The organism is Pseudomonas sp. B10(2017) (assembly GCF_002113295.1).
Classification (GTDB): Bacteria; Pseudomonadota; Gammaproteobacteria; order Pseudomonadales; family Pseudomonadaceae; genus Aquipseudomonas; species Aquipseudomonas pudica.
Genome location: NZ_NEJU01000001.1, coordinates 188756 through 211034 on the forward strand (window position 1 = coordinate 188756; position 22279 = coordinate 211034).

Consider the following 22279-nt stretch of genomic DNA (forward strand, 5'->3'; position numbering starts at 1 on the left):
GGGGAAGGCCGCATTTCTCGCGGCCTTTACCGGTTAGACCTGCGCTTGGCCACCGTCGACGAACAGTTCGGCCCCGTTGACGAAGCTGGCGTCGCTGGATGCCAGGAACAGAGCGGCTTTGGCAATCTCCTCAGGCTCGCCGACGCGCCCCAAGGGAATCTGCGATGCAAGGTAGTCCAGCAGGCCTTGTTGCTGAGCTGCGTCCGGGCCGGCGAGGTCTACCAGACCCGGGGTGCGAGTCGCGCCCGGGCTGATGGTGTTTACCCGGATGTTGCGATCTTTCAGGTCGAGGATCCAGTTACGGGCGAAGGCACGCACTGCAGCCTTGGAGGCCGCGTACACGCTGAATGCAGGTGTGCCCGAGCTGGCAGCAGTGGAGCCGGTCAAAATTACCGAAGCGCCTTGAGCCAGAAGTGGCAACGCTTTCTGAACCGTGAACAGCGTACCTTTGACGTTACGATCAAAAGTGTCGTAGTAGTGTGCTTCAGAAATGTCTCCCAATGGCAACATCGAGCCACCCCCTGCGTTTGCGAACAACACGTCAATACGTCCGTGCTCTGCAGCCACCTGTTGGTAAAGGGCATCGAGTTCGTCCGGCTTGGAAGAATCCACTCTAACCCCTACCGCGCTGCCAATTTGTGCGACGGCGTTGTCCAGCTCCGCCTGGCGGCGCCCAGTGATGAATACTCGTGCGCCTTGTTGAGCGAAAAGCTTGGCGGTCGCCAGGCCAATGCCCGAGGTGCCGCCAGTCACGATTGCGATTTTGTTTTCAAGCTTGCCAGTCATGATCAACTCCAGTGTTTGTGATGTTGCGTTGGGAGAAGCGTATCGACGGGCCGTAAAAACCAAAATAGAATTGTTGGAAACTTATCGTTGCAGAAATGAAATGAGCAAACTTCCGGATTTTGAAGGGTTGGCGATGTTTGCCAAGGTAGCTGAGGAGGGCTCGTTCGCAGCTGCTGCCAGAGTCATGGGCGTTTCAGTGCCTACAGTATCCAGGGCGGTAGCACGGCTGGAGGAGCGACTGGGGGGGCGCCTGTTCAACCGCACGTCTCGGCAACTTTCATTGACCGAGTTCGGTCAGAGCATGGCTGGCAAGGCTGGGGAAATCTATCGACAGGCCGAAGAGGTGGAAGGCGAGGCGATGGAGCTCTCCGTTCGACCTCGTGGCCTGGTTCGCCTTGCGATCCCCATGTCGTTCGGCTTGAGATGGGTCGCGCCCTTGATGCCGCAACTCTTTCGGCAATATCCAGAACTCTCGGTAGACCTCCATTTGTCCGACGCTTCGGTCGACCTGATCGCCGATGGTTTTGACGCGGCCTTGAGGATCGCTGCGTTGCCCGACTCCTCATTGGTGGCGAGAAAACTGTGTGCCGTGACTCAGTTCCTTGTCGCCTCACCGGCCTACCTCAATCAGCACGGAAGGCCAAAGCATCCCCGAGAGCTGGCAAGTATGCCTTGCCTCAGCTACGCCTACCGTGCCCGGACGCAGGTCTGGAGATTCACGCATGCATCTGGAATAGAAGAGGATGTCGTGCCTACCGGGCCTTTGCGTGTCACTAATTCGGAGGCGATGCTTCCACTGTTGCTAGAAGGGATGGCCATCTCTGAACTGCCTGAGTTCATCGCGAGTGAGTATCTGATGGATGGGCGCCTGGAAAGAATCTTGCCGGAGTGGAGTATGACTCGGGGCGGTTTGTATTTCGTGACGCCGTCTGCGCGAACCCGGCCAGTGAAGATCAGAGCTGTTTCCGATTTCTTCTTTGAACACCTTTCCGCGCCGACCTGGCGTTGGGCGCCTGGGTATGAGTCATCAGGTGATATTCAGCGAGCAGGGCTTGAGTGAGGTGGATTCGTCGATAACTTCGTCGAGGTTTACGGCGTGGTTTGCGTTGGCGAGCATGGTTTGCGCCAAGTCTTCCGGCAGAGTGTTGAGGTTGCGGCCGCCTCGGATATCAGCCTCCAGCAAACCCAGGAACGCACCCATAGCAGAGTCTTCATGGATGGCTTCTATGCGGCTGACCACGATTTCACCCCCCGCACGTCGAATGCGATTTTGCCACCGGTATCAAGCCCCAGTAGCTGGGGAACGGATTTGGGCAGTGTGACCTGCCCCTTCGAGGTCAACGTGGCGATTTAGTGGATGGCAGGCATGAACGTTCTCACGGATATGCTGAGTGAGTAGTAAGGAATAATCCTTACATGATCAAACTTGTTCTTCTGCTGATCAGGCAGAAACGGGGAGGACGCTCAATAGCGCCGCAAGATGAGTTACACCACTTCCTGGGACACGATCGGCGCGAAGCCCCTAAAGACTCTCAGGGTCGCCGAAGAACATCTGTATCCGCGACCGCAACCACCGCTCCGCCGGGTCATTGTCCTGCGCCCCGCGCCAGGCCATGTGCAACTCGAAACTACGCACCTCCAGCGGCAGATCCTCGGCCCGCAGCCCACCCGCCGCGGTCAGCGCATCCGCCGTGTAGTCCGGCACCGTGGCGACAATATCGGTGCCCGCCAGCAAGCTCCCCAGCCCGTTGAACTGCGGCACCGCCAGCACCACATGGCGCTTGCGGCCAATCTCTTCCAGCGCCTCGTCGATGAACCCCGACAAGTCCCCGGCAAACGACACCAGCGCATGCGGCCGCGCGCAGAAGTCGTCCAGGGTGATGGCGCCGGGCACGCTGTCGGCGCGCAGCAGTTTCGGCATGCTGCGGCGCAGCACCTTGCGCTTGGCGTTGGCGGGCAGTTCGCTGGTGTAGCTGACCCCCACCGAGATCTCGCCCGAGGCCAGCAGTGTCGGCATCAGCAGGTAATTGACCCGGCGCACCACTAGCACGATACCCGGTGCTTCGGCGCGGATACGCTTGAGCAGCTGCGGCAGCAGGGCGAATTCGGCGTCGTCCGACAGGCCGATGCGGAACACCGCATTGCTTGTGGCCGGGTCGAATTCGGCGGCGCGGCTGACGGCGGTGGAAATCGAGTCCAGTGCAGGAGACAGCAGGGCGAAGATTTCGTGGGCCCGGGCCGAGGGCTCCATGCTGCGGCCGGTGCGCACGAACAGCGGGTCGTCGAACAGGTTGCGCAGGCGCGACAGGGCCGCACTGATGGCGGGCTGGCCGAGGAACAGTTTTTCCGCGGCACGGGTCACGCTGCGCTCGTGCATCAGCGTTTCGAACACGATCAGCAGGTTGAGGTCTACGCGACGCAGGTCGTTTCGATTCATCGGTGCGCTTCGCCTAAAGTGGGGCAAAGGTGAATCTTAAGGCCAAAGGCTGGTACCCTGCACGGGTTTAGGGGGACCAATCGCAGGGAATGTCAGGTGCCCAATCGATGACAGGCATGTCGACTATTAATGACCACTGATGGTCTAACCGGCAAAGCCCGGATAAAGTCCGTGGTAATTAGAGGTTCACAAAGGCGAGGTATGCGATGTCCCGCATGATCCGTTTCCACAAGTTCGGCGCTGCCGATGTGCTCCGTTGCGAGGAGCAGGCCGAACCGTCACCTGCTGCCGACGAGGTACAGATCCGCGTCGAGGCGGTTGGCGTCAGCTGGTATGATGTGCTCTGGCGCCAGAACCTGGCACCATCCCAGGCACGCCTGCCAGCGGGGATCGGCCACGAGATGGCCGGGGTGGTGACCGCGGTCGGCGAAGGGGTCGAGGATATTGCGGTGGGCGACCGGGTTGCCAGCTTCCCGGCCACCAGTGCCAACGACCACCCGGTGTACGGCGACGTCATTGTGCTGCCGCGTACGGCCATTACCCGTTATCCGGATGTGCTCACCCCGATCGAGGCCAGCGTGCACTACACGCCGCTGCTGATCGCCTATTTCGCCTACATCGACCTGGCCCGGGCGAAAGCCGGGCAGACCGCGCTGGTTACCGATGCCAGCCACTGCGCGGGCCCTGCCTTCGTGCAGCTGGGCAAGGCCCTGGGGCTGAAGGTGTTCGCCGCCACCAAGGAGGCGGAGCAGCGTGAGTACCTGCTGGGCCTGGGCGCCGACAAGGTGATTGTCACCGAAGAGCAGGACCTGCTGCTGCAGGTCGGCAAGTACACCGATGGCCGTGGCGTGGACATGGTCCTCGATGGCATGGGCGGGCCGCAGATGTCGCTGTTGGGCGATGTACTGGCACCGCGTGGCAGCCTGGTGCTGTATGGCTTGCAAGGTGGCAACCAGACGCCGTTCCCGGCTTGCGCCGCGTTCCAGAAGAACATCCAGTTCTATGTGCACTGCATCGGCAACTTCACCGGCAAGCCGGAGCTTGGCATCAGCCAGGATCAGGTGGCGCTGCAGCGCGCTCTGCGCGATATCAACCAGTTCACTGCCGACCAATTGCTGACACCGCAGATCATCAAGGTGTACCCGTTCGAGCAGGTGGTCGAGGCGCATCGCTACATGGACCAATGCCCGTGCGGCGGGCGTGTGGTGCTGGACATGGCGCAACACTGACAACGGTCTGGATTATCAGGAAGCCCGGGCAGAGTCCCGGGTTTTTTGTGCCCAATACAAACTGGTATGACGTTAAAAAAAGAAAGTTCCTACAACGAAATACGACACGTCTTATATTTAAAACCATTGCTCGGTGGCCCGTGGAAATATTCCGCCAAGCTTTTGGGCTTGAACTGTTCTTGCCTGGCAGTCAATGTGTTTTCTCACTTCCGCTGAATGGTTTTTTTACCCTGATCTGTATCTTCTATTCGCTTTGCATCCCTCGATAATGGCTCAATGATAGTTTGCGCAAGGAGCGTGGAATGAGCATGGCTATGCCCAAGCCAGGGCGGTGTTTGGCAGCGGCAGGGCGTCGCGACGATGCGTTTTTCTCGATGTCATGGCGACAGTGATGGTTACGTCATTAATTCCAATTAGTTGTAGGAAATTTCTTCTGGAAAAGTTCAGGGCATGTTGATGTTCAGATCCTCTGATCAACGTGCGCTGGCTGCATGAAGTTGATGAGGTGATCTCGTGACTGCTATTCACGACCAGGCAATGCACTATATATACCAACAAGTACTCGAGCGCTTGCTCAGTCATATGTCACAAGCGCAGCGTGCTTCCTTGCAATTGCTGATACAACGGCTGCTGGTTGCTGCGGGCGGGCCCGAATACATCGGCACCTACCGCTTGCTGGTGCTGCAAGGCAACGATCGCTGCAGCACCCGGCTGCTGGCCATGCTGCGTGCCGCACAACTGAGTATCGCCCTGCGGGCGCCGTTAACTTTCCAGCTGCGGGTCCTGGTGGTGAGCCTGCCTGTGGCTGACAGTGCCACGCTCGAATGCCATGAGCGCAGCTTCAATGCGCTGTTCCTGCAGGATGACCCACGGGTACAACTGCAGATGATCAAGGGGCGTGAAGTAGTGCCGTTCAGCCGGCATGCCCCTGCCGCGCCTGACAACTGGCTGTTGCCGAGGGACGCCATGCTGATGTTCGGTCATCTGGTCGAGGCCGGGCCCGAAGCGCTGCTGGGTAGTCGCCTGCATCTGGAACTGGCGGCCGCCGTCGGCTTTGCGCTGCAGGCACATTCACCTGCGGATGTATTCGTCACCGCCATTCCTGCGTGCCAGCGCCGCCGGTACCTGGCCTGGGCACGGCGCAGCCTGCGCCTGGCAGGGGAACATGGTCCGCATGTGTTACACCAGTGCCTGGCGACGCTGGCACAGGGGCTGAGTCGACTGCACGGCAGCATCGGGCTGCCACCCGGCGCTTTGGCGGAGCCGACCTCGGTGGGCGTGCCGCAGAGCACGCCGGTGCGGTTGATTGCCATTGACGACCTGATGCCGCCGTTGCTCGAAGAGCAGCAGCTGGACCTGATGCTCGGTTGTCGCGTCGAAGGGGGGCAGGACGCCTGGCAATTGGCCGCGTTCGTCGAGCCGTTGGCCCCGGTGCAGCTGCGGGAGCTGCATGCACGCAGTCTCGAGCCGCAAGCCAGTCGCCCGGCATTGCGGCTGGCTGGCCAGCCGGGCGCCAAAAAGCGGCGCGATGTGCATCAGCTGCAGTTCGGCAAGGCATATGGCATCAATCAGATCCAACAGGTGTGCCTGCTGTTCAGCCCGTTTGCCAGGCAGGGGAAGAATCTGGAGCGTTTTCTGCAGTGCTGGCATGCCGACATGCTGGTGGCGCTGCCATACCTGCATCGAGCCTTGCAGGGTAAACCCTGCCCTGATGCGGTGAAAAACTGGCTGGTGAACACCAGCGGCCTGCCGCTTGGGCAACTCAGGTTGATCTATGGCGGGGGCCTGCCGCTGGCCTGCTGGCGGCTGATGAGCCATCTGGCACGTCGCGATGTACAGCTGAGGTTGCTGCCGCGGCGGTTGGCGGGGCGGCGGCGTGGTCATGCGGGGCCACCTTGATGGAGCAATCGGGCTCCGGCGAATTCGCCTATCGCAAGGTCTATCGTTATCTGGAAGCCCTGATCGACCAGGCTCCACGCAGCGGCCCGTGCCGTTTGCCGTCGTTGCGCGTGCTGGCCCGGCGGTTGCGGGTGTCATTGGCCACCGTGCAGAGCGCCTACAGCCTGTTGGAAGAAGAGGGCCGCGTGCAGTGCCTGCCCAGGTCGGGCTATTACGTACAGGGCGCTGCCAAGGGGGAGGCTGCAGCCATGCCCCGGCAGGCACCCTTGCCAGCACAGCCGATGCTCGAGCGCACCCTGTTCACCCACGAGCGGCGCCTGGCCCGTCAGCGCACGCACAGTGTTGCCCCATGGGAAGCGCCCGGCAGCGCCCGTCTGCGCAATGCCCTCGCCGAGCGCTATACCCGCTCCTCAAACCAGTACTGGCGTGCCGAGGACGTTCAACTGGCTCCGGATGTGCAGGCGTTGCTGGAGACAATGCTGGCGGCGCTGGCCCTGAAAGGCGGCACCGTGGTGGTGCACTCGCCCTGTTGCTGGCAGGTGCTGCGCGCGTTGGCACGTGCCGACATGCGAGTGTTGGAGGTACCACTGGATACCCGTGGCAACCCGGACCTGCGCGCCTTGGCCCGGCTGCTGGCCAGCGAGCCGGTGTGCATGCTGGTCATGCCGTCGTGCCTTGGCATGCCGCAGGGGCGGCTGGTTTCACCTCACTATCAGCAGCAGCTTGGCCAGTTGCTTGACCAGCACCCTGTATGGTTGCTGGAAAACGACCTGGACAGCGAGCACTGTTACAGCGGGCCGCCGAATACACGCCTGCGCGATTGGGTCGACTCCCGCTGGCTGTTGGTGATGGGGGCGTTCGATGCCGCAGTGGGGAACGAGGCGCCCTATGCCTACCTGCTGAGCCTCGATGCCGGGCTGGCCAGGGCTTTCGCCGAGCGTGCATTTCGGCTTGCACCGCTTCGCCTGCAAGCGCTTGCGCACATGCTGGGCAAAGGCGAAATCGAGGCGCAACTGGTGCGGCTGCGCACCGACCTGCAAAAGCGCATGCAATATCTGGCGCGTGAGTTGCAACAGCATTTCGGCCAGCGGGTGATGCTGGAAACGCCGGACGGTGGCCGGACACTGTGGGTGCGCTTTCGCCAGCCGCTGTCGTGGGAGGGTATTGCCGCAGCGCTGGCCGGTTCATCACTGCAAGCACTGCCGGGCGAGCAGTTCAGCCTGCAGGGCCGCTACCAGCAGTGCCTGGCGATGGCGTGGCTGGGTGATCACCTGGGGGAGCTGCAACAGGCGGTAGAGCGCCTGGCCCATGCGCTGGAACTGCGCTGTGGCCGGCCTGCCGGGGTTACACCTTGAGCCGCCGGGGTTGCTTGGGCTGCTCCTACCGAACCTCGCCGAACCAGTGATTCGTGGAGCGCTCGCTAGTCAGCGATTCGCTTGCTCCTGCCCTTGCCGCAAGCGGGTACTGACCAGCGCTGCCACCACCAGCAACGCGGCGATGATCCACAAGCCATTGCGGGTACTGCCGGTGGCCTGCTCGATCAGGCCCATCACCGATGGGCCGACGAAACCGCCAAGCAGGCCGCAGGTGGTGACAAAGGCCAGACCTGCCGCCAGGGCACTGCCACTCAGGCGGCTGGAGGGGAAGACGAAGATGATCGACTGCACCACGAACAGCATCAGGGCAGTCAGCGAAAACCCGATCAGGCCGATGAACGAGTTGGCCAGCGACGCCAGCAGCAACCCGGCCGCCATGGTCAGCAGGCCGCAGAACAGCAGCGTGCGGCAACGGCTCGGCGAGGTGGCCAGGCGCGGGAGGGTGGCGGCGCCGATGGCGGCAGCAATCCACGGTACGGCGGTCAGCAGGCCGACCTGGAAGGGCGACAGTGCGCTGTAGGTGCCGATGATACCCGGCAGGAAGAAAATCACCGTGTAGATGGTGATCTGGTGCACGAAGTACACCACGATCGCCAGCCAGATCTGCCGGTCGCGGAACATCTGCCCCAACTTGCTCTGCTGCGGTGCGGTGGCGCGCTCCGCAGCCAGGCGGCGCTCGATGTCCTCGGCTTCGACGGCCGACAGCCAGGGCGCCGAGGTCGGGCCATCGGGCAGTTTCTTCCATACCACATAAGCCAGGGCCACTGCCGGCAGGCCTTCGAGCACGAACAGCCATTGCCAGCCGTGCCAGCCCAGCACACCGTCCATTTCCAGCAGGGCACCCCCCAGCGGGCCGCTGAGGATGTTGGCCAGGCACACGCCCAACAGGAAGTAACCCGTGGCGCGGGCACGCTGTTCACGATCGAACCAGTAGGTCAGGTACAGCATCACGCCGGGGAACAGGCCCGCTTCGGCAACCCCGAGCAACAGGCGCATGACGTAGAACGAGGTTTCGCCCTGGACGAAGGCCATGCCCGCCGAGAGCAGGCCCCAAGTGATCATGATGCGGGTGATCCAGAAGCGTGCGCCGACCCGATGCATGATCAGGTTGCTGGGTACTTCGGCCAGGGCGTAGGTGAGGAAGAACAGCCCGGCGCCCAGGCCGTAGGCCGCTGCCGACAGGCCGAGGTCTATACCCATGCTGGCCTTGGCCAGGGCAATGTTGGTCCGGTCAAGGAAGCTCATCACGTAGACAACGATGAGCAGAGGCATCAGTTTGCGCAGCAGCAGGCCGTTCAGGCGCTGTTCGGTGGTGGCGGCAGGGGCGGGCGCCGCCGCAGTACCGGTGAGGATTGTCATTGTTTTTTCCCCGTGAAAAGAGCTGGTGGCGTGCCGCGCAGAGGCGGCACACCCAGGTAGGTGGGTCAGGAGCGGTTGATGTCGAGCCACACCGCGCCGTTGGGGTACTGGTAGCGCGCGAGGGTCTCGGCATGCATTTCGATGCTGTAGCCCGGGCGTTGCGGTGGCATGTAGCGCCCGCGGCGGATCACCACCGGGTCGATGAAATGCTCGTGCAGGTGGTCGACGTACTCCAGCACTCGGTTGTGCAGCGAGGCCGACACAGCGATGTAGTCGAACAGGGCAATGTTCTGCACGTATTCGCACAGGCCGACACCGCCGCCGTGCGGGCACACGGGTACGTCGTACTTGGCCGCCATCAGCAGCACGATCAGCACTTCGTTCAGGCCACCCAGGCGGGCCGCGTCCAGTTGGCAGAAGTCCAGCGCGCCGGCCTGGAACATCTGCTTGAACATTACCCGGTTGTGGCAATGTTCACCGGTGGCCACGCCAATCGGCGCAATGCGCTGGCGGATGGTGGCGTGCCCGAGGATGTCGTCCGGGCTGGTCGGCTCTTCGATCCACAGTGGCTCGAACGCGGCCAGGCGGCGCATGTTGGCGACGGATTCCTCGACGCCCCATACCTGGTTGGCATCCATCATCAGGGTGCGCTCCCAGCCAATTTCGTCGCGCAGGATGCTGGCGCGGCGAATGTCTTCCTCCAGGTCCGCACCGATCTTCTGCTTGATGTGGGTCCAGCCATCTTCCACCGCCTCGCGGGCCAGCTTGCGCATCTTTTCTTCGCTGTAGCCCAGCCAGCCCGGCGCGGTGGTGTAGCCAGGGTAGCCTTCGCGCAGCATCTGCGCTTCGCGCCGAGCCTTGCCCGGCGCCTGGCGGCGCAGCAAGGCGATGGCTTCTTCGGGGGTGAGCACATCGGTGACGTAGCTGAAGTCCAGGCAGCGCACCAGCTGCTCGGGCGTCATGTCGGCCAGCAGCTTCCACACCGGCTTGCCCTCGTGCTTGGCCCACAGGTCCCACACGGCATTGATGATCGCGGCGGTGGCCAGGTGGATCACGCCCTTTTCCGGGCCCAGCCAGCGCAACTGGCTGTCGCTGACGGTGAAGCGGTGCCAGAAACCGCCCATGTCGGCCGTGATTTCCTCCAGGGTGAGGCCGACGATCAGCGGCGCCAGCGACTGCACCGCAGCAGCGCAAATCTCGTTGCCACGGCCGATGGTGAAGGTGAGGCCGTGGCCTTCCAGAGCCTCGGCGTCGGTGTGCAGCACCACGTAGGCCGCCGAATAATCGGGGGCGCTGTTCATGGCGTCGGAGCCGTCCAGCGACAGCGAAGTGGGGAAACGAATGTCGCGAACGCTCAGGTGGGTAATACGTATGCTCATGGTCGGCTCTTGTTCTGTTCAAGCACTGGGAGACCTGACTGTAGGTTGTCGAGCGATACAGGCATAATCGCCAAATCTTAATCAGTGATACCGGATTCGATATGTCTCGCTTGCCACCCGACAGCGCCCAGGCGCCTGCCAGCCTCGGCGCATTGAAGATCTCCAGCCGGCAGATCACGCTGCTCAACGCCTTGGGCGAGTTCGCCAACCTGCGCCGTGCTGCCGCGGCGATGCACACCACGCAACCGGCTGCGAGCCTGTTGCTGCAACAGCTTGAGGAGCGCCTTGGCGTACGCTTGTTCGAGCGTTTGCCACGGGGCATGCAAGCGACGCTGTATGGCGAAGTGATGATCCGCTATGCGCAGAACGCGCTGCATGAGTTCGAGTACGCCCAGGCGCAGATTGCCGAGCTGGCGCGCGGGGCCCAGGGCCTGGTGCGGGTGGGCAGCGTAATGGGCCCGGTGCCGGGTGTGCTGACCAGGGCAGTACTGGCCTACAAGCGCGATCACCCCAAGGTGCGCATTTCTCTGGAGGTCGGCACCAGCGACACCTTGCTGCCGGCCTTGCTGCGTGGCGACTTCGACATGGTGGTGGGGCGCCTGCCGGACCAGAGCGACAGCCAGGACCTGAACATCGAACTGTTCGAAGGCGGTGAGCAGATGCGTGTTATCGCCCGCGCAGGCCACCCGCTGGCCAATGCCGCCGGGCTGCAACTGACCGACCTGGTGGCCTTGACCTGGATCCTGCACCCCATCGGCAGCCCGATGCGCCGCCGCGTCGAAAGCGCGTTGCAGGCCGGCGGCATGGTGCAGTCGCTGGATATCGTCGAAACTGCCTCGATCCTGGCTACCACCGCCATGCTCGAAGCCTCCGAGATGATTGCGGTGGTGCCCGATGACGTGGCCAAGCATTATGCCCGCTATGGAATGGTCGCTATCCTGCCGGTAGAACTGCCGCTGGCAATGGCCAACCTGGGCGTGTTGACCCTGCGCTCGCGGCCCAACTCGGTTGCCCTGGACACCTTGCTGCACTACCTGCGGGCGCAATAGCCCTGCCTTTTCACTTGCCTGAGGCCCTGCGTCAATGCCGCCGGACATGACCCATTCCAGCTTTTGCAACTGGATCCGCTACAAGCACCTGGTGCTGATCGACACTTTGGCGCGCACCCGCAACATGCACGCCACCGCCACGCGCATGAACCTGAGCCAGCCGGCACTGAGCAAGATGTTGCGTGACCTTGAGGAGCAGTTCGGCTTCGCCCTGTTCGAGCGCCTGCCGCGGAGCATGCCACCCACCGAACTGGGCCAATATGTGGTGCGCTATGCCCAAGGCGCGCTGGCCGAGTCGCAACAGTTCGTCGACCAGGTCAACCGCCTGCGCAACGGTGGGCACGGCTTCATCCGCGTCGGCGGGATCTTTGCCGCCACCGCACTGGTGCTGCCGCAGGCCATCGCCGCGATAAAGGCGCGCAGCCCGTTGCTGTCGATAGAAGTGGTGGAGCATTCCAGCGATCACTTGTTGACCATGCTGGAGCAGAACAAGCTCGACATCATGATTGGCCGCTTCACTGAAGAACGCTTCGGCCAGCTGTTCGACTTCCAGCCCCTGGAGCCGGAACCGTTCAGCCTGGTGGTCAACAGCGAGCACCCGCTCAATCAGCTGGAAAGCACGCCGCTGGCAGCGCTGGGCGACTGGCCGTGGGTGCTGTACCCGGTGGGTACGCCGATCCGCAACCGCCTGGAACAGGCATTTCGTGTTGCCGGCATCGCCACGCCTGCCGACAGCGTCGAAACCATCTCCATGCCCATGTTCCTGCAATTGCTGCAGGCGGCGCCGATGATCGCCATGTTGCCGCGCTCGATGGTTGCAGCGCAGTTGGCCAGCGGCCAACTGAAAGAATTGCGCAGCCCGTTGCACCTGGCGGCGCTGGAGTACGGCGTGGTTACCCGAAAGGACGAGCCGCTGAGCGCTTCGGCCCAGGCGTTTGTCGAGATTTTGCTGGAGGGGGCTCGGCGCCGTCAGCAGGCACAGGAATGAAGCCCTTGGGGCTGCGCAGCGGCTCCAATGGCCCGCAAATGTGATTGATAAACACGCCCTGATACCGGTTTTTGATAACCCAGGGTTATCGCACGATCGGATCATCTCATTGGGAATGTTGCCCAAGGCTTCTTACAGTGGTCGCAGCCATAACAAGAAGCCAGCCGCACCCTGAGAGGTCCCATGCAACTGATTGCCAAGTCCGGCGACCTTGCCGTCATTCGCCTCAACCCGCTGGACAACGTGCTAATCGCCCGCCAGGCCCTGCCGCAGGGCCTGCGCCTGGACGCCGAAGCGATTACCGTTCGCCAGCCCATCCCCTCGGGCCACAAACTCGCTACCGAGCGTGTGGAGCAGGGCCAGCCCCTGCGCCGTTACGGGCAGATCATCGGTTTTGCCTCGCAGGCCATCGACGCCGGCGAACACGTGCATGTGCACAATGTGCAGATGGGCGATTTCGCCCGTGACTACGCGTTCGGTGTCGATACTCGCAGCCAGCCCGGCCGCGAGGCGCAGTTCCAGGGCATTGTGCGTGCCGATGGCCGGGTCGCCACCCGCAACTACATTGGCGTCCTCACCTCGGTGAACTGCTCGGCGACCGTGGCCCGGGCCGTGGCCGACCATTTCCGCCGCGACATCCACCCTGAAGTGCTGGCCGATTACCCGAACATCGACGGCGTGGTGGCACTGACCCACGGCGCCGGCTGTGCGGTGGACCCCGGCGGTGAAGCCCTGGGCCTGTTGCGTCGTACCCTGGCCGGGTACGCCGTACATCCCAATTTCGCTGCCGTGCTCATCATCGGCCTGGGCTGCGAGACCAACCAGATCGAGAGCCTGCTGGAAACCCAGGGCCTGCAGGCCAGCGCCCAGCTGCGCGCCTTCACCATCCAGGGTATCGGCGGCACCTCCAAAGCCATCGCCGCCGGTATAGAGCAGGTCAAGGCTCTGTTGGCCGAGGCCAACCAGGTGCAACGCCAGCCGGTCAGTGCGCGGCATCTGGTGGTCGGCCTGCAATGTGGCGGTTCCGATGGCTATTCCGGCATTACCGCCAACCCGGCATTGGGCAATGCCGTCGACCGCCTGGTGGCGGCCGGTGGCACCGCGATCCTCTCCGAGACACCGGAGATCTACGGTGCCGAGCACCTGCTGACCCGCCGTGCGGTCAGCCGCGAGGTCGGCGAAAAGCTGGTGGCCCGCATCCGCTGGTGGGAAGACTACTGCCAGCGCATGAACGCCGAGCTGAACAACAACCCTTCGGCTGGCAACAAGGCCGGGGGCCTGACCACCATCCTCGAGAAGTCCCTCGGTGCGGTGGCCAAGGCCGGTTCCAGCAACCTGGTCGATGTGTACCAGTACGCCGAAGCGGTGCGGGCCCAGGGCCTGGTGTTCATGGATACCCCCGGCTACGACCCGGTTTCGGCCACCGGCCAGGTGGCTGGCGGGGCCAACCTGATCGCCTTCACCACCGGCCGTGGCTCGGCCTACGGCTGTGCCCCGGCGCCGTCGATCAAGCTGGCGACCAACAACCGGGTGTTCGAACACCAGGAAGAAGACATGGACGTCAATTGCGGCGGCATCGCCGACGGCTCCACCAGCATCGAGGAGTGCGGCGCGTTCATCTTCGAGCAGATGCTGCGCATCGCTTCCGGTGAACGCAGCAAGAGTGAACTGCACGGCTACGGTCAGAACGAATTCGTGCCCTGGCAGATCGGTGCCGTGACCTGATCGCCAGCCCCATCCCTTTTCCAAGGCAACTGCAATGACTCAAGCCACACTTCACAATGTGCAAGCACTCACCACCTTCGTCGAGCGGTTGTTCGAAAAGGCCGGCGCCGATGCCGAAGTCGCCCAGGCAGTGACCCGGGTACTTCTCGAAGGCGAATTGCTGGGCCATCGCACCCATGGCCTGAACCTGGTCAGCCGCTACATCGACGGCATGCTCGGCGGGCAGGTCAAGGCCCGCGCCCAGGTACTGGAGCAGGTGTCGGACAGTGGCATCTCCAGCCTGTTCGATGGCCACTACCTGTTGGGGCCGTACTGCGTCAGCCGTGCCCTGGACTGCGCGGCAAAGGGCGCCACTTCGCAGGGTATCGGCATCGCCGTGGTACGCCGCGCTGCGCATATCGGTTGCCTGGCAGCTTACCTCAAGCCCTATACCGATCAGGGCCTGGCGGCGATGCTGTATTCCTCGGACCCGTCGGTAGGGCTGGTCTGCGCCCATGGTGGCGTTGACCCGATCTACACCCCCAACCCGATTGCCGCGGGCATCCCGACCCAGGGCGAGCCGATTCTGCTGGACGTCAGCATGTCCACCGTCACCCTCGGCCTGGTCGGCAAGTGTCGCGACGCCGGCAGCCGCCTGCCCCACCCGGTGCTGGTGAGCAATGACGGGCAACTGAGCGACGACCCGCGCGACTTCTTCACCAGCCCGCAAGGCAGCATCCTGCCCTTGGGGGGCCAGGCCTTTGGCCACAAAGGTTTCGCCCTGGCGCTGCTGGTCGAAGCCCTGACCTCGGGGCTGGCCGGCCATGGCCGCAAGGATGCACCAGACCAGTGGGGTGCATCGGCCACCGCCGTGGTCATCGATCCGAGTTTCTTCGGCGGCCTGCAAGCGTTCACCGACGAAACCAGCTTCCTCGGCCGGCTGGTCCTGGCCAGCCGGCCACTCGACCCCAAGCGCCCGGTGCGCCTGCCTGGGCAGGCTGGCCTTGCCTTGCGCCGCCTGGCCCTGGAGCAGGGCGCAAGCCTTTCGTCACAGCTGGTGGCCGACCTTGACCGGCTGGCCGGGCAGCTGCAACTGCCGGCACTTTCCCAATGAATGACAGTAAGGGTACACAGATGACTGAACGAGCGAACGGCAAGCGACTGCTGCCTCTGACTCACGATACCGGCGCGTTCGACAGCGGCAGTTGGGTAGGTCGGGTCTGGCTGCCGGACCAGGGCCCTGCGGTGGTACTGGTAAAGGCCGGGGCCGTGCACGACATCAGCGCCCATGTAGCCACCGTCTCGGCCCTGCTGGAAGTGGCCGACCCCGTGGCCTACCTGCGCAGCCTGCCGCTGGCCGAGCCGCTGATCGGGCTGCCAGCCTTGCTCGGCAACAGCGACCCGGCCCTGCGCGACCCGCGCCAGCCATGGCTGCTGGCACCTGTCGACCTGCAGGCGGTGAAGGCCGCTGGGGTAACCTTCGCCACCAGCCTGCTGGAGCGCGTGGTCGAAGAGCAGGCCAAGGGCGACCCGGCCAAGGCCGATGCCATCCGCGACACCCTGGCCAGCCGCATCGGCGCCGACCTGTCGCAGATCGTACCAGGCTCGGCCCAGGCCGAAGCGCTGCGCAAGGTGCTGGTGGAGCAGGGCCTGTGGTCGCAATACCTGGAAGTGGGTATTGGCCCGGACGCCGAGGTGTTCACCAAGGCCCAGCCACTGTCGGCGGTCGGCCACGGCGCCGACATCGGCATCCACCCGAAGTCGAGCTGGAACAATCCGGAGCCGGAGGTGGTGCTGGCGGTGTCGAGCGATGGTCGCATCAAGGGTGCGACGCTCGGCAACGACGTCAACCTGCGTGACTTCGAAGGCCGTAGCGCCTTGCTGTTGTCAAAAGCCAAGGACAACAATGCCTCCACCGCGCTTGGCCCGCTGCTGCGTTTGTTCGACGAAAGCTTCGGCCTGGACGACGTGCGCGCCGCCGAAGTGGACTTGCAGGTGGTGGGCGAAGACGGTTTCATCCTCGCCGGCCGCAGCTCCATGCGTCAGATAAGCCGCGACCCGCAGGACCTTGTGCAGCAAACCCTCAACGAGAACCATCAATACCCCGACGGCCTGGTGCTGTTCCTCGGTACCTTGTTCGCCCCCAAGCAGGACCGCGACCAACCGGGGAACGGCTTCACCCACAAGCCGGGCGATGTGGTGAGCATCAGCAACCCGCAACTCGGTACCCTGTGCAACCGCGTGACTACCAGCGACCTGGCGCCGCAGTGGCATTTTGGCCTGCGTGCGCTGATCGACAGCCTCGGCCGGCGCGGGCTGCTGGACGTAGCAACCACCGCGCGCCAGCCTTGAGCGGCGCGCTGCGTCAGGGAGGGCGCAGCTTGAACGAAGGACCGCCAAGGCGCTGACAGCGCGGCAACAATAATAATAAAGGTCATCACATGAACCCTATGAAGAAGTACCAACGCATCACCGTCGTGTTCCTGCTGCTGATCGGCATAGTCAACTACCTGGACCGTAGTGCGCTGTCGATCGCCAACACCTCGATCCAGAAAGACATGATGATCAGCCCGTCGCAGATGGGCATCCTGTTGTCGGCGTTTTCCATTGCCTATGCCTTTGCCCAGCTGCCGATGGGCATGATCATCGACCGCCTGGGCAGCAAGATCGCCCTCGGTGCCTCGCTGCTGGGCTGGTCGGTGGCCCAGGCAGCGTTCGGCATGGTCAACAGTTTTGCCGGCTTCATGGGCTTGCGGGTGTTGCTGGGGATTGGCGAGGCGCCGATGTTCCCATCCGCGGCCAAGGCCCTGTCGGAGTGGTTCGATGCCAACGAGCGTGGTACTCCCACCGGCGTGGTCTGGTCCTCGACTTGCCTCGGCCCTTGCCTGGCGCCACCTTTGCTGACGCTGTTCATGGTCAACTTCGGCTGGCGCGGCATGTTCATCATCACCGGTGTGATCGGCGTGGTGCTGGCGCTGTGCTGGCTGACCTTCTACAAAAGCAAGGCACGCTACCTGGCGGAGCTTTCTGCCGAGGGCAAGCCGTTGCCGAGCGCGCAGCAGGTGCCGGCAGCCACTGCACAAGCGCCGAAGGCCTCGTACTTCGCCGGCTGGCTGGACCTGTTCAAGCACCGTAGTACCTGGGGTGCGGTGCTGGGCTTCATGGGCGTGATCTACATGCTCTGGCTGCACCTGACCTGGCTGCCTGGCTACTTCGAGCGCGAGCATGGCCTGGACCTGTACAAGACCGCCTGGGTAGTGTCGCTGGCCTATGGCTTTGGCGCAGCGGGCACGATCGTTGCCGGTCGTTTCTGTGACTTGCTGGTGAAACGGGGCATGAGCGTGCTGGCCAGCCGCAAGTTCAGCGTGATCACCGGGCTGGTGCTGGCGGCGCTGTTCACTCTGCCGCTGTCGTTCGTCACCGGCCTGACCGGTTGCATCATTTTGCTGTGCCTGGCGCTGTTCAGCATCAACATGGCCAGTGCCACTGCCTGGATGATCGTCAACACCATCGTCGACAGCCAGCGCGTGGCCTCGTTTGGCTCGATCCAGAACTTTGGCGGCTACATTGCCGGCTCGGTGGCGCCGATCGTCACCGGCTTCAGCATCCAGTACTCGGGCTCGTTCACCACCGCGTTCATGATCAGTGCGGTGGTGGCGCTGTGTTCGGCGTTGGCCTACTTCCTCCTGCTGCAGGCGCCGATTGGCAGTGCCAAGGTCAAGGCGTCGGAGATGGTCGGGGCGACGGAACAGGTGTGAATTCCGGGGGGGCGCTTTGCGCCCCAATCGCGACGCAAGGCCGCTCCCACAGGTATCGCGCTGGTTTCAACAGCACTGCAATACCTGTGGGAGCGGCCTTGCGTCGCGATTGGGCTGCAAAGCAGCCCCCAAGCCGATAGCCGATTGTTGAGCGACCCACGGCACTTGCCAGGCATACTGGTCTGTATGTATAACCAGTACCCATTTCAGCCGCCTGACCCCCAGCCCGTGATCGCCCATTCCGTCGACGACCCGTTCTACTACCTGCACAATTTCCGCCAGGTGCTGCTGTGGGTCGAACAGCGCTACGAAGACCTGCTCGACGATCAGGAGCTGGCTTTCATCCGCACCTTCGGCCAACTGGACGCCCCGGCGCAGGCCCTGATGGTGCGCATGGTCATGCGCAAAGGCGAGCTGTTTCGCAGCGACCGCCTCGACTATGCCGAAATCGGCGATACCGGGCAGGCCCTGCAACCGTTGCTGGCCCTCGGCTGGGTACGGGAGCCCGCGCAACTGGAACTGGAGCAGCTGTTCGCCCTGCTGCGCAAGGACGAATTCGCCCGTTGTTTTGCCCCACAGCTGAGCCGCCCCCGCGCCGCCAAGCATGATCTGCTTGCACAGCTGCAACCCTTGGGCCTGCAAGCCCGGTCATTGGCCGAGTGGTTTCCGGACAGCGGCGTGCGCATCCTCCAGTGGTGCCTGCAACCCTTGTGCGACCGCATGCGCCTGCTGTTCTTCGGCAACCTGTACCAGGACTGGTCGGACTTCGTCCTCGCCGACCTCGGCTTGTTGCGCTACGAACAGGTGCCGTTCAGCACCGATTCGCGTGCCCTGCAACAACGCGCCGAAGTCGACCTGGCCATGGCCTTGCACCAGTGCGCCGAGCGTCTGGAGCAGGGCGACGACCCGCTGTCGATCCTGGCAGCCATGCAGGGCCTGCACAGCGACAACCCATGGTTGGCCCGGCGCCATGCGCGCCTGCAATTCGCCCTGGGCCAGCAATGCGAGCGCCTGGGCGACTGGGCGCAGGCCATGGCTGTGTACACGCAATGCAGTCATGCCCAGGCGCGCATCCGCCAGGTGCGGGTGCTGGAGCGCAGCGAGCAGTGGCCCCAGGCCCATGCGCTGGCGCTGCAACTGGCTGCGGCACCGGCCAACGCCCTGGAAGTGCAGGCGCTGGAACGCATGTTGCCACGCCTGGCACGCAAGCTCGGTGGCCCGCCACAGCGGCGTCAGCGTGTCGCTCCCCTGGAGCTGATCGAGCTGGAACTGCCTCGGGAACGGGCAGCGCTGGGTGTGGAGGAGGCGGTACGCCAGCACTTGGCCGAAGCCGACGGGCCGGTGCATTACGTGGAGAACACCCTGTTCAACAGCCTGTTCGGCCTGCTGTGCTGGGAGGCGATCTTCGCCCCGGTGCCTGGCGCGTTCTTCAACCCCTTCCAGGCCGCCCCGCAGGACCTGCACGACGGCGACTTCCAGCAACGCCGCAGTGCTCTGTTCGAACGGTGCCTGGGGCGGCTCGACGATGGCAGCCATCACCGGGCGATTCTCGACTGCTACACCGCCAAGCAAGGCCTGCAGTCGCCATTCGTGTTCTGGTCTGTGCTCAGTGAAGCATTGCTTGAGCAAGCCCTGGCCTGCCTGCCGGCGGCCCATTTGAAACAGTGCTTCCTGCGCCTGCTGCAGGACATCCGCAACAACCGCGCCGGCATGCCCGACCTGATCCAGTTCTGGCCCGAACAGGGTCGCTACCGCATGGTCGAGGTCAAGGGGCCCGGTGACCGCCTGCAGGACAACCAGCTGCGCTGGCTGGAGTTCTGCCGGGCCCACGGCCTGCCTGTCGCAGTGTGCCATGTGCGCTGGAGCGAAACGCCTTGAGCTACAGCGTGGCGGTACGCGCCTTGTGCGAATTCAGCGCCAAGGTCGGCGACCTGGACCTGCGTTTCACGCCATCACCTACCGCCCAGGAGGGGATCGAGGGGCATCGGCGAGTGGTGGCGCGACGTGCTGCGGGCTACGAGTCGGAAATTGCCCTCGAAGGCCAGTTCGAAACCCTGAAAGTGCGTGGCCGCGCCGACGGTTACGACCCCGCCTGCAACCGCCTGGAAGAAATCAAGACCCACCGTGGCGACCTGTCGCGCCAGCCGGCCAACCACCGCCAGTTGCACTGGGCGCAGGCCAAGGTCTACGGCTGGTTGATGTGCCAGGCACGGCAACTGCCGGCCATCGAGGTGGCGCTGGTTTACCTGGACGTGGACAGCGATGGCCAGACGCTGATCAGTGAACACTGCACGGCTGCCGAACTGCAGGTGTTCTTCGAAACCCAGTGCCAACGCTTTCTGGCTTGGGCACAAGCGCAGGAGCAGCGCCTGGCCGAGCGTAACCAGGGCCTGCAAGCACTGGGCTTCCCCTATCCGGTGTTCCGCCAGGGCCAGCGACAACTGGCAGAAACTCTGTACAAGGCGGTGAGCACCGGCCGTTGCCTGATGGCCCAGGCCAGCACCGGAATTGGCAAGACCCTCGGTACCTTGTTCCCCCTGCTCAAGGCCATGGTGCCGCAGCAGCTCGACAAGCTGTTCTTTCTCACCGCCAAGACTCCGGGCCGGGCCCTGGCCCTGGATGCCATGCGCCAGATCACCGACGCCACGCCGCAGCCGGCCTTGCGCACGCTGGAGCTGATCGCCCGCGACAAAGCCTGCGAGCACCCCGACAAGGCCTGCCATGGTGAATCCTGCCCGTTGGCTACGGGCTTCTACGACCGCCTGCCGGCCGCACGCGCGGCGGCGGCAGCGTTGCCCATGCTCGACCGCGCCCAGCTGCGCGAAGTGGCCCTGGCGCACCAGGTGTGCCCGTATTACCTGGGCCAGGAGATGGCGCGTTGGGTAGACGTGCTGGTGGCGGACTACAACTACTACTTCGATGCCCACGCCTTGTTGTACGGCCTGACCCAGGCCAACCAGTGGCGGGTCGCGGTGCTGGTGGACGAGGCACACAACCTGGTCGAGCGCGGGCGCGGCATGTACAGCGCCAGCCTGGACCAGGGCCAGTTGCTGGCCCTGCGCCAGAGCAAACCACACGGGCTGGTCAGTGCGCTGGACCGTTTGAACCGGCAGTGGAACGCTCTCTACAAGGAGCAGCGTGCGCCGTACCAGGCCAGCGAGTCGCTCCCAGAGGCTTTGCTGCGTGCCCTGCAGCAATGCATCGGGCTGATCCAGGAACAGATGAACCAGGCGCCTGCGCAAATGGACCCGCAGGTGCTGCAGTTCCTCTACCAGGCGTTGCAGTTCAGCCGGGTTGCCGAGCTGTTCGACGAGCACTTCCTGTTCGACATCAGCCAGCGCCAGGGGCCACGCAAGCGGCGGCTGGCCACCCTGTGCCTGCGCAATATCACTCCGGCGCGCCTGTTGGGCCCACGCATGCAGGCCGCGCGCAGCGTGACGCTGTTTTCCGCCACCCTGAGCCCACGGCATTTCTACAGCGACCTGCTGGGCATGCCGGCCGATACCGCCTGGCTGGAAGTGGCCGCGCCGTTTCGCGCCGAACAGCTGGAAGTGCGCATCGCCAGCCAGGTATCCACCCGTTACCAGCAACGCCAGGCTTCGCTGGCGCCGATCGTCGAGCTGATTGCCCGGCAGTATGAGCGTATGCCGGGCAATTACCTGGCGTTCTTCAGCAGTTTCGAGTACCTGCAACAGGTGGCCGGGCTGCTGGCCGAACGGCATCCGCAGATTCCCATGTGGTCCCAGCAACCGGCCATGGACGAAGCAGCTCGCCAGGGCTTTCTCGACCGTTTTGTGGCGGATGGCCGCGGGGTGGGCTTTGCGGTGCTGGGTGGTGCATTCGGGGAGGGGGTGGACTTGCCGGGCACGCGGCTGATCGGCGCGTTTGTCGCCACCCTTGGGCTACCCCAGGTCAACCCGGTCAACGAGCAGTTCAAGCAGCGTCTGGGGCGGCAGTTTGGTGCGGGGTTCGATTACGCCTATCTCTACCCGGGCGTGCGCAAGGTCATTCAGGCAGCAGGGCGGGTCATCCGGGGCGACCAGGACCGTGGCGTTCTGGTCTTGATCGACGAGCGCTTCGCCGAGCCCCGGGTGCAGCAGATGTTCCCGGGGTGGTGGCCGGCGCCGGGAGGTTAACGCGGCCCCGGCGATGGGCCGCAAAGCGGCCCCAATCCAGGCATCAAGGCTAGCCTTCGTTCGTTCAGTAGGCTCAATTGGGGTAAGATCACGATCCGTGCCAGCTCCGTACCCTTTGTATATCAAGGTGATGGCACCTCTCCGGGTCCGAATGACATGCGTTTTCTGCTGTTATTGGA

General features: G+C 63.8%; 16 protein-coding genes and 1 pseudogene. 12 read left to right on the plus strand and 5 right to left on the minus strand.

Annotated features, from left to right (window positions below; genetic code table 11):
• Positions 1-33: 33 nt before the first annotated feature.
• Positions 34-786, minus strand: a complete 753-nt coding sequence (locus CAF92_RS00920) for an SDR family NAD(P)-dependent oxidoreductase (protein ID WP_085598514.1) — start codon at positions 784-786, stop codon at positions 34-36.
• A 100-nt stretch (positions 787-886) separates the two neighbouring features.
• On the opposite strand from CAF92_RS00920, the gene CAF92_RS00925 reads away from it, so the two are divergent.
• A complete protein-coding gene (locus CAF92_RS00925; protein ID WP_085598516.1) occupies positions 887-1846 on the plus strand; it encodes a LysR family transcriptional regulator in 960 nt (319 codons plus the stop codon).
• Here the strand turns inward: CAF92_RS00925 and CAF92_RS00930 are convergent.
• Both CAF92_RS00930 and CAF92_RS00935 read right to left on the minus strand, forming a co-directional pair.
• Positions 1814-2136: pseudogene (locus CAF92_RS00930) on the minus strand (type II toxin-antitoxin system PrlF family antitoxin). The gene CAF92_RS00925 and the pseudogene CAF92_RS00930 overlap by 33 nt on opposite strands.
• Before the next feature lie 172 nt (positions 2137-2308).
• On the minus strand, positions 2309-3223 hold the full coding sequence (locus CAF92_RS00935) for a LysR family transcriptional regulator (protein ID WP_085598518.1): 915 nt from the start codon (positions 3221-3223) through the stop codon (positions 2309-2311).
• Positions 3224-3429: 206 nt separating this feature from the next.
• Here CAF92_RS00935 and CAF92_RS00940 point away from each other — a divergent pair, with 206 nt between their 5' ends.
• The 3 genes from CAF92_RS00940 to CAF92_RS00950 all read left to right on the plus strand — a co-directional run bounded on the left by CAF92_RS00940 (position 3430) and on the right by CAF92_RS00950 (position 7706).
• The gene (locus tag CAF92_RS00940; protein ID WP_046613736.1) at positions 3430-4452 is read left to right on the plus strand and encodes a zinc-dependent alcohol dehydrogenase family protein; all 1023 of its coding nucleotides are present in this window, start codon (positions 3430-3432) and stop codon (positions 4450-4452) included.
• Positions 4453-4965: 513 nt separating this feature from the next.
• Positions 4966-6351 carry a hypothetical protein gene (locus CAF92_RS00945; RefSeq protein WP_046613735.1) on the plus strand — a complete coding sequence of 462 codons (1386 nt, stop codon included), beginning with the start codon at positions 4966-4968 and terminating at the stop codon, positions 6349-6351.
• Positions 6351-7706: a GntR family transcriptional regulator gene (locus tag CAF92_RS00950; protein ID WP_085598520.1), complete on the plus strand. Its 1356-nt coding sequence runs from the start codon at positions 6351-6353 to the stop codon at positions 7704-7706. The genes CAF92_RS00945 and CAF92_RS00950 overlap by 1 nt, the downstream gene beginning before the upstream one ends.
• Before the next feature lie 69 nt (positions 7707-7775).
• On the opposite strand, the gene CAF92_RS00955 is transcribed toward CAF92_RS00950, so the two are convergent.
• Together CAF92_RS00955 and CAF92_RS00960 are read right to left on the minus strand one after the other, a co-directional pair.
• The gene (locus tag CAF92_RS00955; RefSeq protein ID WP_085598522.1) at positions 7776-9086 is read right to left on the minus strand and encodes an MFS transporter; all 1311 of its coding nucleotides are present in this window, start codon (positions 9084-9086) and stop codon (positions 7776-7778) included.
• Between the two features lie 65 nt (positions 9087-9151).
• Entirely contained in the window at positions 9152-10465 is a 1314-nt protein-coding gene (locus tag CAF92_RS00960; RefSeq protein WP_085598524.1) for an L-fuconate dehydratase, read from the minus strand.
• A 101-nt stretch (positions 10466-10566) separates the two neighbouring features.
• Here CAF92_RS00960 and CAF92_RS00965 point away from each other — a divergent pair, with 101 nt between their 5' ends.
• From CAF92_RS00965 to CAF92_RS01000, 8 genes are all read left to right on the plus strand, one after another.
• Positions 10567-11514, plus strand: a complete 948-nt coding sequence (locus CAF92_RS00965) for a LysR family transcriptional regulator (RefSeq protein WP_085598526.1) — start codon at positions 10567-10569, stop codon at positions 11512-11514.
• Positions 11515-11548: 34 nt separating this feature from the next.
• On the plus strand, positions 11549-12502 hold the full coding sequence (locus tag CAF92_RS00970; RefSeq protein WP_085598528.1) for a LysR family transcriptional regulator: 954 nt from the start codon (positions 11549-11551) through the stop codon (positions 12500-12502).
• 183 nt (positions 12503-12685) lie between these two features.
• Complete coding sequence (locus CAF92_RS00975) at positions 12686-14227, plus strand: UxaA family hydrolase (protein WP_085598529.1); 1542 nt, start codon at positions 12686-12688, stop codon at positions 14225-14227.
• Between the two features lie 34 nt (positions 14228-14261).
• Positions 14262-15320, plus strand: coding sequence for an Ldh family oxidoreductase (locus CAF92_RS00980; RefSeq protein ID WP_085598531.1), 1059 nt, complete (start codon positions 14262-14264; stop codon positions 15318-15320).
• Between the two features lie 20 nt (positions 15321-15340).
• Positions 15341-16558, plus strand: a complete 1218-nt coding sequence (locus tag CAF92_RS00985) for a fumarylacetoacetate hydrolase family protein (RefSeq protein ID WP_085598533.1) — start codon at positions 15341-15343, stop codon at positions 16556-16558.
• A 98-nt stretch (positions 16559-16656) separates the two neighbouring features.
• Positions 16657-17964 (plus strand): MFS transporter, encoded by a 1308-nt coding sequence (locus CAF92_RS00990; RefSeq protein ID WP_178081757.1) that lies wholly within the window; start codon positions 16657-16659, stop codon positions 17962-17964.
• A 228-nt stretch (positions 17965-18192) separates the two neighbouring features.
• Positions 18193-19842, plus strand: a complete 1650-nt coding sequence (locus CAF92_RS00995) for a VRR-NUC domain-containing protein (RefSeq protein ID WP_085599005.1) — start codon at positions 18193-18195, stop codon at positions 19840-19842.
• Positions 19839-22100, plus strand: a complete 2262-nt coding sequence (locus tag CAF92_RS01000) for an ATP-dependent DNA helicase (protein ID WP_085598536.1) — start codon at positions 19839-19841, stop codon at positions 22098-22100. Before CAF92_RS00995 ends, CAF92_RS01000 begins: the two co-directional genes overlap by 4 nt.
• The last annotated feature ends 179 nt before the right edge of the window (positions 22101-22279 follow it).